Raw genomic sequence first — 17,364 nt, 5'->3', positions numbered from 1 at the left:
TCGAGCGGGGTCGGGGTCAGGCGGCGATCGCGTACACCACGCTCGACAGCCCGAAGCCGAGCAACGAGATGGTGGTGCCCACGAGCGACCAGGTCTTGAACGTGGTCACGGTGTCGAAGCCGCAGAAGCGGCCGATCAGCCAGAACCCGGAGTCGTTCACGTGCGACCAGCCGATCGAACCGCAGCCGATCGCGATGACCGCGGCGGCGATCGCGACGGAGCCGAGGTCCGCGCCGAGGAAGGCGGGAGCCATGATCGAGGCGGCGGTGGTCGCGGCGACCGTCGCGGAACCCTGCGCGATGCGCATGACGGTAGCCACGAGGTAGGCGGCGACGATCAGCGGCAGGCCCATCGCGTCGAGCCCCTTGGCGATCTCGCCGCCGATGCCGGTCTCGGTGAGGATGCGGCCGAAGGCACCGCCCGCGCCGGTGATCAGGATGATCGAGCAGACGGGCGCGAGGGCGTCGTCGACCAGGTCCTCGAGCAGGCCGCCGAGCTTCTCGCCGCGGCGACGGCGCGGGAGGACGTACAGCAGCAGCATCGCGAGCAGGGCGGAGAGGGACAGGGCGACGGGGGTCGCGCCGAGGAGCCGGGAGAGCTGGAAGAGGACGTCGTCGGAGCCGACGGTGCCCTGCTTCTCGAGGGTCGAGAAGGCGGTGTTGAAGAAGATCAGCGCGAGCGGCAGTAGCAGCACGATCAGGATCGAGACGAAGCCGGGACGCTCGTCCTGCGGCACGTCGCGGGGCTCACCGAGGAGGGCGGGAACGGGGGTGTCCGGATAGCGACGGGCGATGACGCGGGCGACCCAGTAGCCGCCGAGGTACCAGGTGGGCAGGCCGATGAGCAGGCCGATGATGACCACCAGGCCGACGTCCACGCCCATCACGGTCGCGGCCGCGGTGGGGCCGGGGTGCGGGGGCAGCAGGCCGTGCATCATCTGGAAGGACGCGATCGACGGCAGCACGTACAGCATGAAGGAGCCGCCGAGTCGCCGGGCGACCGTGTAGATCACCGGAAGCATCACGATGAAGCCGGCGTCGAGGAAGATCGGGAAGGCGTAGAGCAGCGAGGCGACCGCGAGGGCCAGCGGGGCACGATGCTCGCCGAAGGTGTCGAGCATCTTGTCGGCCAGCACCTGGGCGCCGCCGGTGATCTCGATCAGCCGGCCCAGGACGGCGCCGAATCCGACGAGCAGCGCCACCGTGCCGACGGTGGTGCTGAACCCGGCGACGACCACGTCGATCACGTCACCGACGCCGATCCCGGCGGCGAGGCCCGTGCCGACCGCGATGATCAGCAGCGAGAAGAAGGCGTGGAGCCTCACCTTGATGATGAGGACGAGCAACAGGATGATCGCGCCGAGCGCGATGAGGAGGAGCTGCAGGACACTGCGGTCCGCGAGCACGAGGTCTTCCATGGATGTCTCCGTTGACGGGGGTGGGGGGATGGGGGCCGGGGAACGGGGGTCGGGGCCGTGGGAAGGGGCGGGGCCGCCCGGGGCCGCGATCCACAGGTCGAGTGCTGCATCCGGACCGCTTTGGCCAGCCGATGACGGTCCAAACGCAGCACTCGGTGCGAGATCCGGCCGACGACGGTCCAAACGCAGCACTCGGTGCGGGAGCCGGCCACCAGCGGGTCGGGACAGCCGACGGGAGTCGCCGAGTGTTGCATCTGGACCGCTATGGCTGGCCGATGACGGTCCAGACGCAGCACTCAGCGCACGCGGGCGGTGGCACTCGGCGCACGCGGGCGGTGACACTCGGCGCACGCCTGCCCCGCTCGCGGGGGACGGCGTCAGTCGGCGCGCGGGGTGGCCTTCGGGGCGGGGCCCAGCTCGGCGAGCAGCTGCGCCATCTTCGCGTAGGCCCGGTTGCGGTAGGCGATGAGCTCGGCGGCGGTCGCCTCGTCGTAGTCGCCGAGCAGGCCCTTGCCATTCTTGACGCCCTTGCGGTCGGCGGCGACGGCACCGGAGATCAGCTCCGGGGTGGCGAGCCGCTCGCCGAAGGCCTCCTCGAAGGTCACGAAGCAGTTCGCGTAGACGTCGAGCCCAGCCTGATCGGCGATGGCGAAAGGACCGAAGAAGCCGAGGCGGAAGCCGAAGGTGGTGCGGACGATGGTGTCGACGTCCTCGGCGGTGGCGACGCCCTCCTCGACCACCGCGGTGGCCTCCTTGAGCAGGGCGTACTGGAGACGGTTGAGCACCATGCCGGGGGTGTCGGCGACCTGGGCGCCCTGGTTCCCGGACTTCTCGAGGAGCTCCTTGACGGCCTCGACGACCTCGGGGGTGGTGGCCTCGCCGGCCACCAGCTCGACGCCGGGGATGAACGGCGCCGGGTTGGAGAAGTGCACGGTGAGGAAGCGCTCGGGGTTCTTCACGGCGCTGACCAGCTCCTTCACCGGGATGGTGGAGGTGTTGGTGCCGATGATCGCGTCCGGCCGGGCGTGCTCGGAGATGCGGCCGAGGACCTCGCGCTTGACGTCGACCCGCTCGAAGACGGCCTCCTCGATGAAGTCGACGTCGGCGACGGCCTCCTCGATGGTCTTGCCCGCGGAGATGTTCTTCTCCACGAGGTCGGCGCTGCCGGGTGCGTACAGGCCCTGCTCCTCGAAGTCGCGGGCCTCGCGGCGCAGGCGCTCGAGCGACGCGTTCGCGGTCTCGACGCTGACGTCGGCGACGGTGACCTGGAAACCGGCGATGGCCAGGACTTGGGCGATGCCGCCACCCATGTAGCCGGCGCCGACGATGGTCACGGTGGAGATGGACATGCGAGGACTCCTTCGTCGTGGGGCGCCGCCGCAGATCGGGGCGCACGCCGCAGACAGTAGCAAATCCTATTGGATCTCGGCTACAGGCGATCTCGCCGCGGGAAAAGGTCCGTGGACCGCCGCCGCCGACGGGTCCGCCGCCGGCCGCCCGCCGGACCGCCCTCGCACGCCGCCGGCCCCGGGACCGCTCGGGTCCCGGGGCCGGCGCGCTGTCCGCGCGGGGAGCTCAGGCGTGGGCCACGAACTCCTGGCGCTGGGCGCCGAGGCCGTCGATGCCGATCTCCACGACGTCACCCGCGGCGAGGTAGGGGAAGCGGCCGGAGAGGGCCACACCCTGCGGGGTGCCGGTGTTGATGAGGTCGCCGGGCTCGAGCACCATGTACTGGCTCAGGTGGTGCACGATCTGCGCCACAGTGAAGACCATGTCGGCGGTCGACGAGTCCTGGCGGGCCTCGCCGTTGACGCTCGACCAGAGGCGCAGCGCCTGCGGGTCGACCGCGTCGGCCGGGACGAGCGCGGGGCCGACGGGGTTGAAGCCCTTGGCGTTCTTGCCCTTGGACCACTGGCCGCCGGACTGCGCGATCTGGAAGTCTCGCTCGGAGACGTCGTGGCTGGTCACGTAGCCTGCGATGACGTCGAGCGCGGCCTGCTCGTCGGCCAGATAGGAGGCCTGCTTGCCGATCACCACGCCCAGCTCGACCTCCCAGTCGACCTTCACGGCGCCCGGCGGGATCTCGACCGCGTCGTACGGGCCGACCACGGTGTTGGGGTGCTTGAAGAAGATGATCGGGACGCTCGGTGGCTGGTCGCCGGACTCGGCGGCGTGCGCGGCGTAGTTCTGGCCGATGCAGATGACGGCCTGGGGGCGGGCGATGGGGGCGCCGACGCGCTCGGACTCCGCCCCCTCCCACACGGGCAGCTCGCCGGCGGCGAGCTTCTCGCGCACCGCGGCGATGCCGTCGGTGGCGAGGAAGTCCCCGTCGAGGTCGGCGGTGAGGGAGTCGAGGCGGTAGGTGACCCCGTCGGCGACGAGGGCGGGCTTCTCCTGGCCGATCGGGCCGAGGCGACGCAGTTCCATGATTCTCCTTCGAAGGGGTGGATGCTCACGACCCACTGTGCCAGCTCCAGACATCGGAGGGGTAGGGGTCCCAGAGGTCGGTCAGCCGGCGCCGCCGCCGGTGACGGTGAAGGCGCGGACATGGGCGATGGTGCGGTGGCTCGCGCTCATGCGGGGGTTCCGTCCTTCTGGGACTCGACCGACGCGACCGGCTGGTCCGACTGCTCGGGCCCGGACTGCTCGGGCAGGTCGAAGCGGACGAGGATCTTGCCGGCCGGGCCCTCCCCCGCGGCGAGCGCGGCGAAGGACGCGTGTGCCTCCTCGGGACCGACGATGCGGCTGACCAGCGGCTCCACCTGGTCGGCGTGCGCGCCGATCCAGGCGGCGGCGTCAGCGAAGTCCTGCGCCGAGTAGGTGAAGGAGCCGATCAGGGTGCGCTCCTCGGTGCTGATCGCGAAGGCGGACACTTCGAGGCGCGGGGAGCCCATGCCGACGAGCACGATGCGGCTGCCGAGGGCGGTCGCGGCGAACGCGTCGGCGAGGGTCGGGGTGAGGCCGACGGCGTCGATCGCGAGGTCCGCCGGCCCGCCGAGCAGGTCGGCGACGCGCTCGGCGAGGTCCCCGGCGGAGGGATCGAGGACCTCGACGCCGAGCGAGGCCACCAGCTCCCGACGCGCCGGGTCGCGCTCGGAGAGCACGATCCGGCGCACGCCCGCCCGGTGCAGGGCGAGCACGACGCTCTGCCCGATGGGGCCGCCGCCGATCACCAGCACGCGGTCGTCGGCCGACGGCGTGCCGCGCCCGACGGCGTGGACGGCGACGGCGAGCGGCTCGATGAGCGCGCCGAGGTGCAGCGGCAGGTCCGGATCGAGCAGCAGCACGTTGCCAGCGGGCACGACGACGTAGTCAGCGAAGGACGCCTGGATCGCGGGCACCACGCCGATCACGGCCTTGCCAGGGGCGTGCTGCTCGCGGCCGCGGTAGGCCGCGACCTGCGCGGCGGGGACCACGACGGGGTTGAAGGTGGCGGGGGCGCCGAGGGGGAAGGCCGCCTCGTCGACCCCCTCGCCGAGCGCCGCGACGGTGCCGGAGGACTCGTGCCCCATGACCTGCCCGGGCACCCGTCGGCCGTTCTCCCCGGAGAAGCCGTGCACGTCGGACCCGCAGATGCCGGTCGCGCAGAGCCGCAGCAGCACCTCCCCCGGACCGGGCTCGGGCCGTTCGCGCTCTACGACGTCGAGCCGGTGGTAGTCGGTCAGGACGAGTGCTCTCATGGGTGCCTCCGGGGCGGTCGGGCGAGGGACGGGCGGAGATGCGTCAGACGGGCCGGTGCGTCGGGGACGCGCTCCGGGCCAGGTGCCGGGACCATCGGGGGCGGGGTGCGGCCCAGCGCTGCGTTGCGGGGCCGACGGGTGCTCCTGGTCGATCGACTCCGACGCTACTGCTCGGCGGGCCGGTTCCGAGGGCGCGAACGATCCGTTCTCCCGAAATCCTATATCCCATCTTGATAAGGTCGCCCTCGTGATCCGCCGCCCGCGGCGGACCCCGGCCCCTCTCCCACCCCTCGCCGCACGCGCCGCGTCGTGGGCACCTGGCCCCCGTAGACGTCGGAGGTGTGAAGATGGGACAGTCCCGCCACCGCTCGATGAGGAGAACCCCGCATGGCATCCCCGACCGATCTCGAGTTCGCCGGCCTCACGGCCATCGTCACCGGAGGCGGCGCCGGTATCGGTGCCGCCACGATCCGCGCCCTCCAGGCCCGCGGCGCCCGCACCGCGGCCCTCGACCTCGACCCCTCCGGCGCGCCCGAGGGCGCCCTGCAGATCCAGGTCGACGTCACCGACCGCGCCGCCGTGACCGCGGCCGTGGACCGTGCCGCCGCGGAGCTCGGCGGGATAGACATCGTCATCAACAATGCCGGCATCGGCGCCCAGGGCCAGGTCGATGCGAACGACGACGCCGAGTGGGCCCGCGTGCTCGACGTCAACGTCGTCTCCGTGGCCCGCGTGACCCAGGCCGCGCTGCCCCATCTGCGCAAGTCCGAGGCCGCCGCCGTGGTCAACACGGCCTCGATCGCCTCGATGCTGGGGCTGCCCGAGCGGGTGCTCTACTCCGCCTCCAAGGGCGCCGTGCAGGCGATGACCCTGGCCATGGCCGCGGACTGGGTGCGCGAGGGGATCCGCGTCAACGCCGTCGTGCCTGGCACCGCGAACACCCCGTGGATCGGCCGGCTGCTCGACCGGGCCGACGACCCCGAGGCCGAGCGCGCCGCGCTCAGCGCCCGTCAGCCCCATGGCCGCCTGGTCGAGCCCGAGGAGGTCGCCGAGGCCCACTGCTACCTCGCCTCCCCGCGCAACCGCTCGACCACCGGCGTGCTGCTGCCGATCGACGGCGGCATGACCAACTTGCGCACCCGCAGCTGACCCCGCGACGGACGGGTCCCGTCGGAGTCACCTCCGACGGAGCGAGACCAACACCGGCCGATCCGCCGGGGTCCCGCCCGCTTGCTTTCTGCCCGCATTCTGCGCGGTCACGCAGTCACGCGGCCACGCGTCCGTCGGCCGCTCCCCCGTCGGCCGCCGCGCCGGCGCCCACGCTCTCGCCGGCGCCCACGCCCGCACCCGCACCCGGCCCGTCGGGCTCCGGCTCACGGTGCCGACCCACCCCGTGCCAGGCCTCGGGGTATTCGACGAAGCTGCGGTCCAGCGCCGCGATGCTCGTCGCGCCGAGCTGGCCCATGGCGAGCTCGAGCTCCTCGTCGAGGATGTCGAGCACGCGCAGCACGCCCTTCTCGCCCGCCGCCGCGTTGCCGTAGCCCCAGGCCCGACCGATCGCGAACTCGAGAGCGGAGGACAGGGGTGAATCGGCCAGGGGAGATCTCCTTCGATGTCCGGGCGGGGCGCGGGTGGTGGGGCGGGGCAGGGCGGTGGGTCCGACGAGGGCCGGGCGCGGGGGCCCGACGGGCGGGCCGGCCGCTGGATCGCCGACGACAGGGCCCCGGGGCGCCCGGCGCCGGGACCCCGGGGGTCGTCAGTGCATGTGCTTGCCGCCGTCGACGTTGATCGAGGTGCCGTTCACGAACGACGAGTCCTCGGAGACGAGGAACGCGATCAGCCCCGCGACCTCCTCGGGCTGGCCCACGCGCTGCAGCGGGATGTTCGAGGACATGCCGGCCTTGCGCTCATCGGTCAGGGTGCCGCCCATGATGTCGGTGTCGATCGGGCCGGGCAGGATCACGTTCGCGGTGATGCCGAACTCGCCCAGCTCGCGGGCGAAGCCGCGCGTCAGGCCCTGCACGGCGGCCTTCGCGGCGGCGTAGCCGGTCTTGGAGAAGGTGCCGCCGCCGTCGAGGGCGGTGATCGACGCGGTGTTCACGATGCGGCCGCCCACGCCGCCATCGATCATGCGCCGCGCCGCGGCCTGGGTCATGAGCAGGGTGCCCTTGGCGTTGACGTCCATGACGCGGTCCCAGATCTCGCCCGTGAGCTCGAAGAAGGAATGCGGGCTGGGGATGCCGGCGAGGTTCACCAGCGCCACGACCTGCGGCAGCTCGGCATCGATGCGGGCGAAGGCCGCGTCCACGGAGGCCTGGTCGGAGATGTCGACGCCGACGCCGATCAGGCGCACGGAGGACTCGGCGCCGAGCTCGGCGGTGACCTCGGCGGCGAACGCCTCGACGGCGGTGCCGTCGATGTCGGCCGCGGCGACGGACCAGCCCTCGGCGAGGAGCTTGCGGACGACGCGGCGGCCGATGCCGCGCGGGGCGCCAGCGCCGGTGACGACGGCGGTGCGGGCCTCGGGGAAGGGCTGGATGCGGGTGATCTCGAGGGTCATGGGTGTTCTCCTTCGAACGGGGTGGAGCGGTGCTGTGGGTGCTGCGGCCGCAGCGGATCCGGCGGGCCGCGCGGATCAGGCGAGGGCGGAGGCCAGCACCTGACGGATGTACTGCACGTTCTCGGCGATGACGCCGAGGGAGTCGGAGCCGTAGTGCTCGCAGCAGAACGGGCCCGAGTAGCCGAGCTCGAGGGCGCGGCGGATCACGGTGCGGTAGTTGATGTAGCCGTACTTGAGCGGCATGGGTGCGCTCGAGTAGGCGCCGGTCGCGGGGTCGAGGTCGCGGGTGTAGTTCTTGATGTGCCAGAAGTTCGAGTGGGGCAGCACCTTCTCGAAGATGTCCTGCCAGGGCTCGACGAGGCGGTGCAGGCGCACGAGGTTGCCGACGTCGGGGTTCAGGCCGACGGACTCGTGGGCCACGTCGGTCACGAAGGAGACCGCGTCGTCAGCGGTGCCGACGTAGGTGTCTTCGTACATCTCGAGGCTGATCTGGATGCCCTGGGCCGCCGCGGCGTCGCCGAGGGTCCGGATGCGCTCGATCGCGAGGTCGCGCAGCGCCGGGTCGTCGACGTGGCCGTCGGCGAGCCAGAACCAGATGGCTTCGTTCTGCGCGGGGGTGGTGGCCTGCATGAAGCCGGTGTTCACGACGGTCACCCCGAAGCTCGGGGCGAGCTCGACGAAGCGCAGGGCGTCGGCGAGGTTCTGCTCGCCGTGCTGGACGTCGACCACCGAGTTGCGGGTCATGGAGATCGAGGAGAGCGAGAGTCCCTCGCCGTCGAGCACGCGGCGGAACTCCTCGACGCGCTCGTCGGAGAGCTTCGCGAGGGGCAGCCAGGCGTCGGTCGGGTCGATCTGGTCGACACCGAGCTCCTTGACCTGTCGCAGCTGCGAGGCCCACACGGAGGAGGACGCCTCGAGGGTGGGGGTGCCGTCGGGCGTGACGCTCCCGAAGGACAGCATGTTGGCGCCGATCGGCCAGGTCTCGGCGGTGTACGGGGTCTGGGCGGAAGACATCGTCGTCCTTTCGTGGAGGCTTCCCGTGGATCCTATAGGAAATGACGGCGGGAGGGAAGGTGGGCGCGAAGCGGGTGGCAGGGCAGGAGCGAAGGTGTATGGGAAGGCAGGTGGGACAGCGGATGGGACGGCGGAGCGGTCTTCGCCGTCCCGCAGGTCCCGCCCCGTCTGCCAGCACGGCCCCAGACGCCCGCGATAGCCTTCCCTCACGCCGACCACCGTTTGACCGACCACCTCAGCCCAGCACTCCGAGAGATCCGCGGGGACCTGTGACGACCAGTCCGGACGACCCGGCTCGCACGCCGGCCCAGGGGAACGGTTCGTTCCCCGACCCGTTCGCGCCCGGAACCCCCGCGCCGTCCGGAGGCGCTGCAGCGTCCGGACGCGCTGCGGCGGCGGGCGCCCCGTCGGCCTCCGGAGCCCCGTCGGCGTCCCGTGGCCCCGGGACCCCGAGCGCCCCCGGCGACCAGGACCTCCCGTGGAAGGCGACCGCCGAGCGGCGCGACCTGTGGGGTCCGGTGCAGAAGCCGCTCGAGGGCGCCGTGCACCCGCCCCGCTCGACCGCCGTGGACCGACCCCGTCGGCCGGGCGGCGCCCTCGCGGCGGGCGTGCCCCTGGCGGCGGGCGGCGTCGGCGCCGTCGGAGCCCTCGCGCTGGGACTCGTGGCCTCGCTCGCCCTGCCCCTCGCGCTGGTCGCGGCGCTCGGCGCCGGGGTCCTGCTCGCCGGCGGCAGCCACTTGCTGCTGCGCGCCCTGCGGCCCGCGCCGACCCTGCTCGTGGAGGCGCAGACCGGCGTCGGCGAGGGCACCCGCGAGGTGCTCGAGCGGATCCTGCGCGCGACCGCGGAGACCCGCGCGACCACCGCCGCGCTGCGTGGCCGCGCCCCCGACCCGGCGGCACGGCCGGCCCTCGACCACGTGGACGCCCTGCTGGGACGCCTCGAGGCCCTCACCGGCGCCGAGTCCGTGCAGTCGAGCAGGCCCTCCGACGGCTCCGTGACACTGCTCGAGGGCATGGCCACCCGGTACCTGCCCGAGCTGGTGGAGGCGATCGAGGACACGATCGGCTTCCTCGCCTCCTTCCAGGGGGCCGCCCGCGAGGACGCCCTGGCGAACCTCACCAGCATCGACCACCAGCTGACCGTGCTCGGCGAGAGCCTCGAGGGGGTCGAGCGGGACGTCGTCGCCGGCGTCTCCCGCGACCTCGAGGTGCACGCCGAGTTCCTGCGCCGTCGCTTCGCCGACGAGCACCTGACCCCGATCATCGACATCTGATCCGAGCCCGAGGAGAACCGATGGACAAGCTGCAGCCCCCGACCCCCGCCCCCGCGATCCAGGCCGCCGAACCCGTCGCGGAGATCAGCGAGGAGAAGGCCGTCTCCCTGCTCTCCGACCTGCCCCCGGAGCAGTCGAAGGAGCTCGAGGTCAAGGCGAGCACCTGGCTCGACACCGTCACCGCGCTGAACCCGCATTCCCAGGAGTTCACCGCGCAGGTCACCGCGATCGGCGCGGTCGCCAAGAAGACCTTCGACCGCACCGGCGCGACCTCCTCGCGCTTCATGGACCAGTCGCTGCGGGACGCGAAGGGATCCGGCACCTCGGAGAAGGTCTCCAAGAGCCTCGCCGACCTCCGCACGCGCATGGAGGACCTGGCCCCCAAGCCGGACACCTTCGCGACGAAGGCGCTCGGCTTCCTGCCGGGTCGCGGCGCAGCCAAGCGCTACTTCCGCGGCTTCGAGTCCAACCAGAAGCAGCTCGACGAGGTGCTGCAGGCGCTCGGCCGCGGCCAGGAGATGCTGCTGCGCGACAACGCCGAGCTGGCCGTCGAGCGGCGCTCCCTGTGGGAAGACCTCGGCAACCTGCAGAAGGCCTCCCAGCTGCTGCAGCAGCTCGACGGCCAGGTCGTCGCCCGCGCCGAGCAGGCGAAGGCCGAGGGGCGGCCGGAGGTCGGCGCGGCCCTCGAGCGGGACGTGCTCTTCGCGGTCCGCCAGCGCCGCCAGGACGTCGCCACGCAGATCGCGGTGACCGTGCAGGCGTACCTGTCGATGGGCCTCATCGAGGACAACAACACCAAGCTCGCCCAGGGCGTCGAACGAGCCCGCACCACCACGGTGACGGCGCTGCGCACCGCGGTGATCACGGCGCAGGCCCTCGAGAACCAGAAGATCGTGCTCGACCAGATCGACGCGGTCAACAAGACCACGAACGATCTCATCGACCGCACCTCGGAGATGCTCGCGCAGAACACCGTGCGCATCCAGGAGCAGGCCGCGACCTCCGGCGTCTCCCCCGAGACTCTGCAGCGCGCCTTCGACAACCTGTTCACCACCATGGACGGGATCGACGCCTTCCGGGCCCAGGCCAACCAGAACTTCCTCACCACGGTCACCGCCCTCGAGCAGCAGGTGCAGCGGGCCCAGCCGTACATGAACCGGATGCAGGCCGAGGGCATCGAGGCGGGCTCCGGCACGGGAGCGCCCTCGCTGCAGTCGGCCGCGGACATCCTCGCCGTCGAGGACTGAAAGCCGCGGGCGGGACCGGCAGAGTGGGGCCGGCCCGCCTGCGGGGCGGGGCCGCCTGCGGGGCCGGCCCGGCGTGCGCCGAGCACCGCCGACGAGCCCGCTCCGGCGACACGGTGGGCGACCGGCGGCAGACGGTCGACCGGTTGATAGGTTCCTCCCATGCCCGTCTTCTCCGACGACTCCTCGGCTGCGATCGCCTCCTCGCTGCAGGCCGTCCCGGCGGGGACCCCCGTCTCGCAGGTCGCCCACCGTCTGCTCGAGCTGTTCACCGGCGGTGAGCTCGAGGTGGGCACGCGCCTGCCCCCGGAGCGGCAGCTCGCCGCGTCGCTGGGCGTCGGCCGCTCCGCGGTGCGGGAGGCGCTGGCCGCCCTCGAGATCCTGGGCATCGTCGACGTGCGCCCGGGCTCCGGCACGTACCTGCGCGGCGCGGCGAGCGACCTGCTGCCGCAGACCCTGCGCTGGGGCCTGATGATCGGCGAGAAGAACACCGCCCAGCTCATCGAGCTGCGCGCGGGCCTGGAGAGCTACACGGCACGGCTCGCCGCGGGCCGGGTCGACGCCGCCCAGCTGGAGACTTTGCGCGGGTCGGTGGCGGCGATGCGCGACGCGGTGGCGGCGGCCGACGGGGACGAGGCGGCCGACGGGGAGGCGGCTCTCCCCGACCCGGTCCTCACGGCGTTCGTCGCCGCCGACGCCGAGTTCCACGCGGTCCTCGCCCGCGCCGCCGAGAACCCGATGCTCACGGACCTGCTCGACGTCACCCGCACCCTGCTGCGGGTCTACAACGACCGCGCCGTGCACCACCCCGGGGACATGCACCTGGCCGGCGAGGAGCACGCCGCGATCCTCGCCGCCCTCGAGGAGGCCGACGGAGACCGCGCCGCCTCCGCGATGGTCGCCCACATGGAGACGGCGCGCTCGCGCCTGCTGCGCGCGGCCGGCGGCGACGACCCGTCGGCCGACGCGACCCCCGCCTGAGACGTCAGCCGGGGGCGGCGGACCGGACGTCGACCTGCCTTCGGCCCCTGCCGCCAGCCCTCACCCCCCGGCCCTGCCTTCAGCCCCTGCCGCAAGCTCCTGCCGCAAGCCCCTGCACCGAGTGCTGCATCCGGACCGTCACCACGCCCTCGTAGCGGTCCACATGCAGCACTCGGGCAGATGCCCCCGAGGAAACGACCCCCGCCCCGGCCCTCCCCCGCACCGAGTGCTGCATCCGGACCGCCACCACGCCCCCATAGCGGTCCATATGCAGCACTCGGGCGGATGCCCCGAGGAAACGACCCCCGCCCCGGTTTTCAGCCCGGGCGGCGGCCATAGGTCGGCCCCGCCCTCAGCCCCTGCACCGAGTGCTGCATCTGGACCGTCACCACGCCCTCATAGCGGTCCACATGCAGCACTCGGGCAGATGCCCCCGAGGAAACGGCCCCCGCCCGACACCTCAGCCGAAGACCGCGAACCAGTTGACGCCCTCGAGCCGGACGGCCTGCGCCGCGCGGATCAGCTCCCCGTCGACGTCGGCGGCAAGCGTCGGCTCCGGGGCGAGAACCAGCACCGGCTTCTCCTCCCCGTAGACGGGCCACAGCGGGGTGCGCTCCGAGAGCGGGCTGCCGGTGCGGGCGAAAGCGGTCCACGCGGAGCGCAGGGTCGCGGACAGCTCCGCCGCCTCGGGCGCCGCCGCGTGGAGGCCGACGGCTGCGTCGAGGTTCCCGAAGGTCAGCGACACGTCCATCTCGTGCGGGGACATCAGCGCCCCGTCCCCCGCCGGAGTGCGCCAGGCGATCCGGTAGCGGTGCACCGGCGAGGTGCCCTGCGCGGTGTGGCGGGCGGCCAGCTCCTCGGCGGGGCCAGTGAACAGCAGCGCGGAGAACAGGGCGACGGAGAGCTCGTAGCCGTCGGCCGACGGGTGGGCGGCGCGCGCTGCCGCGACCAGGGCATCGGCCGCCTCCTCCCCCGCGACCGCGGCAATCCTCGCGCGGATCTCCGCATCGGTGCGGGGGCGGAGCGCGGCGGCGGCGCCGCCGAGGAACAGGGCGCACTCGGTGTCGAGGTCGCCGATGATCAGCGGGACGTCGGCCGTGACGGAGCCGGGCTCGTGCGGCGGGGCGGGGATGATGCGCCCGTCGACCACCGGCGCCGCCGCAGCCAGCCCGCGCCGCGCCATCAGGTCCTGGGCCGCGATCATCAGGTCCTCGAGCGGCAGGGCGGCGAGCGCGGCGGCATCCCCGTCGGCGATCCCTGAGGCGGCGTACAGCTCGGAGCCGACCTCGCGGGCGAGGGCGGCGGAGCGGACGGCGGTGGTCGCCCCGGACTGCAGGATTGCCCGGTGGAAGAGGCCGTGGGCGGAGGGCATCGCGAGCAGGGTCGAGATCTTCATGGCGCCGCCGGACTGGCCGAAGAGGGTCACGTTTCCCGGATCGCCGCCGAAGGCCGCGATGTTCCGCCGCACCCAGCGCAGCACGGCGACCACGTCGAGCATCCCCACGTTGCCGGAGGTGGCGTAGGGAGACTCGGGATCATCCGTGACCTGGAGGAAGCCGAGCGGACCGAGGCGATGGTTGAAGCTCACCACGACCACACCGTGCTCTCGGGCGAGCCGGGCTCCATCGGTGGAGGGGGCGGAGCCGGAGTTCGTCGCGAAGCCGCCGCTGTGCACCCAGATCATCACGGGGGCGCCGTCGGCATCCGCGCCCGGCCGAGGCGTCCACACGTTCAGCACCAGGCAGTCCTCGGACTCCGGGAGGTTGTCCGTCAGCCCGATCATGCGGTTGATCGGGTTCGTGGACCGGTCGACGGGGTTACGAGGATCGTGCTGCGGCGCCATCGGGCCGTACTGGAAGGCGTTCGCGACATCGGCCCACGGCTCCGGCTCCTCGGGAGGGAGGAAGCGGCGCGAGCCGGTGTCCTTCCCGTAGCGGAGGCCGAGGAAGGTGTGGACGCCGTCGAGAATCTGGCCGCGGACCGGCCCGAGATGCGTGGTGACGATGCTCTGCGTGTACATGGTGCTCTCCGATCGGGTGGGTCAGTCGCGGGCGCCGAGGCCGTGGCGGACGGGGAACAGCGGGTCGGCCGTGCCGCCGGGCACGTCAGCGAGCCCTGCCCGCACCGCGTCCATCGAGGCGGGGATCTCGAAGGGCAGTGTGCCGCGCGGCGGGACCGCTCCGGTGAGGGCGTCGATGAGGGCCGCGGAGCCCGAGCCGTACGTCGCGACCAGCGTCGTCGCGACCTCGGCGACGGGGGCGAGGATCGCCGGGCGCAGCAGGGTCGCGTCGATTATCAGCGGGGCGTGGGCGGCGAGGATCCGCAGCCGGGAGACGAGACCGGGCCGGTACTCGAGGCTGCCCTGGTGGAAGAAGGGCTCGAGGAAGAGGTCCGCGCGCGGCTCGAAGGGCTCCTCGAGGCGCACGATCACCAGGTCGGCGTCCTCGGGCCGGTCCACCACCTCGCCCAGGCGGGCGGCCTCCTCGGCGTCGAGGCCGACGACGAACACCCGTCGGTCGGTGCCCTCGAGCGGCAGAAGGCCTTGCGGATCGGCGAGCACCGTGGTGGAGGCGGCCTGCGCCGCCCGGCCCGCGGCGACGAAGTCCGCGGCGCCGGCGACCTGCTCGGCCGCGTCCTCGTCGACGAAGGGGTCCTCGAACAGCCCCAGCCGGAACTTCACCTCGAGCAGCCGCCGCACCGAGGCGTCCAGCCGCTCCTCGGCGACGCGCCCTGCCCGGACCAGCTCCACGATGACCTCGGGGCACTGCTCCCCGCCGAACTGGTCCACCCCGGCCTCGAGCGCCTTCTGCGCGCGGGAGGGGAGGTCGAGGTGCTCGACGCCCCAGGCACGGGCCGGCAGCGGCAGGCCCATCGCGACGGTGTCGGTCAGCAGGCCCCAGTCGGTGCAGATGACGCCCTCGTAGCCGAGCTCCTCGCGGAGGATCCCGGTGAGCACCTGGCGGTTGAAGCCGAAGCCGACCTCCTCGATCGCCTCGCCGTTCCGGACCAGGCCGACCGGCATCCCGTAGTACGGCATGAGCGCGGAGACCCCGCGGGCGATCGCGGCGCGGAAGGGCTCGAGGTGGAGCTCGAACTGCCCGCCCGGGTACACCTGCTCGCGACCATAGGGGAAATGGGGGTCCTCGCCGTCGAGCTGCGGACCCCCGCCCGGGAAGTGCTTGGCCATGCAGGCCACCGATTCGGGCCCCAGCTCGGGACCGATCTGGAAGCCGTCGAGGTAGGCCTCCGCCATCCGCGAGACCCGCTCGGCGTCCGGGCCGAAGGTGTGGAACTGGCGGCCCCAGCGCGGCTCGGTCGCGAGGTCGATCTGCGGGTGGAGGGCGGCGTGGAGGCCGACGGCGCGGTACTCGCGGCGGGCCACGTCCGCGAAGCGGCGCACCTCCTCGGGGTCGTCGAGGGCCGACAGTCCCAGCGGCTCCGGCCACGCGGACATGGCGCCCGCGGAGAAGGCGGCGCCGTCGTTCTCGGCGAAGGAGTGCCGCGGGTCGGTGGAGATCGTGACCGGGATCGAGAAGCGACCCTCCGCCGCGAGGGCCTGGACGGCGTTCGCCCAGCGGGCCGCGAGCCGCGCGGTCGGCGGGAGGGCATGGACGTTCACATGCACGATGCCCTGCTCCAGCACCATCTCGCGGATGCCGCGCTCGGCGATGCGGCCACCGCCCTCGGCGAGGGTGCCGTCGGGCGAGGTCTCCACGATCGCGTGGAAGAGCAGCCCGGCCTTCTCCTCGAGGGTGAGGCGGCCGGCGAGGTCCGCGGCGCGCTCGGCCGCGCCGAGCCGGGGGTCCTCGAAGGGCGCCATCACGCCGTCGTGGTCGAGGTCGCGGAAGATCGTGCCGTCGGCGGCGACGGCGGTGGCGGGGACGGGGCGAGCGGTCATGGTCGGTGACTCCTGGGTCTCGGGGCGGGAGGATGCGGCGGGTGGGGTGATCAGTGGGTCGGTCGTCGTCGGGCGCGGCGGGCGGGTCGACGGGGCGGCCGACGGGGGCGGTCACCCCGGCGCGCGAGGACGCCCCGGGGCGGGCGCCCCGGTCGACGGCCCGTGGACGCTAGGATCGGGTGTCCGTCGGCCGCCGGGGCTCGACGACCGGGCCGCAGCGAGCCCGTCCAGCGGAGGAGCCCAGCGGGATGAGGAGCAAGCGCGCGACCAGCGCCGACGTGGCGAAGCGGGCCGGGGTCTCCCGGGCGACCGTCAGCTACGTGCTCAACAACCGGGCCGACCAGTCGATCCCCGAGTCCACCCGCCGCCGCGTGCAGCAGGCGGCGCGCGCTCTCTCCTACGTGCCCAACGCGAGCGCCCGGGCCCTGCGCGGCAAGCTCCCGCCGGTGATCCTGCAGGTGAGCACCGCGATGCCGTTCGGCCGCAATCTCGGCGAGCTCACCGACGCGCTGACCCGCTACGCGGCGGAGAGCGGCTACTCGGTCGTGACGTTCCAGTCCGGGGACGCGGCCGCGCTCGAGGCGACGATCGCGCATCTGCAGCCGCAGCTGATCGAGACCTCGATGCCGCTCTCCCGCGAGGTCGCGGCGATCCTCGAGCGCAGCGGGATCCCGCACGTCGACGGCTGGGCGCGGCTGCGGGACGCCGACGGGCTGACGATCGTGTGCCGGCTGCAGGTCGAGCGGCTCCTCGCAGCGGGCTGCCGGCGCATCGCCTATCTCGGCGCCGCCGAAGACGACCTCGCCGTGTTCGCCCGCGATCGGCAGGAGGCGGTGCGGGAGCTGGCCCTCGCCGCGGGCCTGCCCGAGCCGCCCGTCTCGGCGCATCCGATGATGGTCACCACCGAGCAGCTCGAGCCGCTGCGCGCCGTGCTGCGCGAGTGGCGCTCGGGCGACGAACCGGTCGACGGGGTCGCCTGCTACAACGACTTCTGGGCCGGGGCGCTGCTGCGCGCCGCGCGGGCGGAGGGCATCGACGTCCCCGGCCAGCTCTCGGTGATCGGGATCGACGACGAGCCGATGGCCGCCTACCTCGATCCGCCGCTGACCACGGTCTCCCTCGACATCGCGAGCTACTCCCGCGGCATCTTCGACGCCGCGCAGGCGATCATCGAGGCGGGCCCGGGCGAGGACCCCGCGGTCCCCCTCCCGGGCCCGGCTCATGCCGTCCTCGTCGAGCGGGAGACGGCGGCGCCTGTCCGCATGGACTGAGAGCGCACCGACTGAGCGCCCACTG

General features: G+C 73.2%; 14 protein-coding genes. 5 read left to right on the top strand and 9 right to left on the bottom strand.

Annotated elements, in window-relative coordinates:
- Window positions 1-16: 16 nt before the first annotated feature.
- The 4 genes from V1258_RS09395 to V1258_RS09380 all read right to left on the bottom strand — a co-directional run bounded on the left by V1258_RS09395 (window position 17) and on the right by V1258_RS09380 (window position 5,097).
- Window positions 17-1,417, bottom strand: a complete 1,401-nt coding sequence (locus V1258_RS09395; RefSeq protein WP_329749394.1) for a GntP family permease — start codon at window positions 1,415-1,417, stop codon at window positions 17-19.
- Window positions 1,418-1,794: 377 nt separating this feature from the next.
- Complete coding sequence (locus tag V1258_RS09390) at window positions 1,795-2,766, bottom strand: 3-hydroxyacyl-CoA dehydrogenase family protein (RefSeq protein WP_329749393.1); 972 nt, start codon at window positions 2,764-2,766, stop codon at window positions 1,795-1,797.
- A gap of 226 nt (window positions 2,767-2,992) precedes the next feature.
- Window positions 2,993-3,844: a fumarylacetoacetate hydrolase family protein gene (locus V1258_RS09385; RefSeq protein ID WP_329749392.1), complete on the bottom strand. Its 852-nt coding sequence runs from the start codon at window positions 3,842-3,844 to the stop codon at window positions 2,993-2,995.
- A 146-nt stretch (window positions 3,845-3,990) separates the two neighbouring features.
- Complete coding sequence (locus V1258_RS09380) at window positions 3,991-5,097, bottom strand: zinc-dependent alcohol dehydrogenase (protein WP_329749391.1); 1,107 nt, start codon at window positions 5,095-5,097, stop codon at window positions 3,991-3,993.
- A 387-nt stretch (window positions 5,098-5,484) separates the two neighbouring features.
- Here V1258_RS09380 and V1258_RS09375 point away from each other — a divergent pair, with 387 nt between their 5' ends.
- On the top strand, window positions 5,485-6,246 hold the full coding sequence (locus V1258_RS09375; protein ID WP_329745832.1) for an SDR family NAD(P)-dependent oxidoreductase: 762 nt from the start codon (window positions 5,485-5,487) through the stop codon (window positions 6,244-6,246).
- 115 nt (window positions 6,247-6,361) lie between these two features.
- On the opposite strand, the gene V1258_RS09370 is transcribed toward V1258_RS09375, so the two are convergent.
- From V1258_RS09370 to V1258_RS09360, 3 genes are all read right to left on the bottom strand, one after another.
- Window positions 6,362-6,655, bottom strand: a complete 294-nt coding sequence (locus tag V1258_RS09370; protein ID WP_329749455.1) for an alpha-hydroxy-acid oxidizing protein — start codon at window positions 6,653-6,655, stop codon at window positions 6,362-6,364.
- A gap of 198 nt (window positions 6,656-6,853) precedes the next feature.
- A complete protein-coding gene (locus V1258_RS09365; protein WP_329749390.1) occupies window positions 6,854-7,657 on the bottom strand; it encodes an SDR family NAD(P)-dependent oxidoreductase in 804 nt (267 codons plus the stop codon).
- Window positions 7,658-7,732: 75 nt separating this feature from the next.
- On the bottom strand, window positions 7,733-8,671 hold the full coding sequence (locus V1258_RS09360; protein ID WP_329749389.1) for a sugar phosphate isomerase/epimerase family protein: 939 nt from the start codon (window positions 8,669-8,671) through the stop codon (window positions 7,733-7,735).
- Window positions 8,672-9,189: 518 nt separating this feature from the next.
- On the opposite strand from V1258_RS09360, the gene V1258_RS09355 reads away from it, so the two are divergent.
- From V1258_RS09355 to V1258_RS09345, 3 genes are all read left to right on the top strand, one after another.
- Window positions 9,190-9,945: a hypothetical protein gene (locus V1258_RS09355; protein ID WP_329749388.1), complete on the top strand. Its 756-nt coding sequence runs from the start codon at window positions 9,190-9,192 to the stop codon at window positions 9,943-9,945.
- A gap of 20 nt (window positions 9,946-9,965) precedes the next feature.
- Window positions 9,966-11,192, top strand: a complete 1,227-nt coding sequence (locus V1258_RS09350; protein ID WP_329749387.1) for a toxic anion resistance protein — start codon at window positions 9,966-9,968, stop codon at window positions 11,190-11,192.
- A 159-nt stretch (window positions 11,193-11,351) separates the two neighbouring features.
- Complete coding sequence (locus V1258_RS09345; protein ID WP_329749386.1) at window positions 11,352-12,170, top strand: FadR/GntR family transcriptional regulator; 819 nt, start codon at window positions 11,352-11,354, stop codon at window positions 12,168-12,170.
- Between the two features lie 460 nt (window positions 12,171-12,630).
- Here the strand turns inward: V1258_RS09345 and V1258_RS09340 are convergent, their stop codons facing one another.
- The gene (locus V1258_RS09340; RefSeq protein ID WP_329749385.1) at window positions 12,631-14,190 is read right to left on the bottom strand and encodes a carboxylesterase/lipase family protein; all 1,560 of its coding nucleotides are present in this window, start codon (window positions 14,188-14,190) and stop codon (window positions 12,631-12,633) included.
- Between the two features lie 21 nt (window positions 14,191-14,211).
- On the bottom strand, window positions 14,212-16,068 hold the full coding sequence (locus tag V1258_RS09335; protein ID WP_329749384.1) for a glycoside hydrolase family 3 protein: 1,857 nt from the start codon (window positions 16,066-16,068) through the stop codon (window positions 14,212-14,214).
- 248 nt (window positions 16,069-16,316) lie between these two features.
- Here V1258_RS09335 and V1258_RS09330 point away from each other — a divergent pair, with 248 nt between their 5' ends.
- Window positions 16,317-17,339 carry a LacI family DNA-binding transcriptional regulator gene (locus tag V1258_RS09330; protein ID WP_329749383.1) on the top strand — a complete coding sequence of 341 codons (1,023 nt, stop codon included), beginning with the start codon at window positions 16,317-16,319 and terminating at the stop codon, window positions 17,337-17,339.
- Window positions 17,340-17,364: the final 25 nt, after the last annotated feature.

It is taken from the genome of Brachybacterium sp. J153, assembly GCF_036311905.1.
In the GTDB taxonomy this organism is placed as follows: domain Bacteria; phylum Actinomycetota; class Actinomycetes; order Actinomycetales; family Dermabacteraceae; genus Brachybacterium.
The sequence above is the reverse complement of the archived record's forward strand: the minus strand, read 5'-3'. Positions and strand labels throughout refer to the sequence as shown.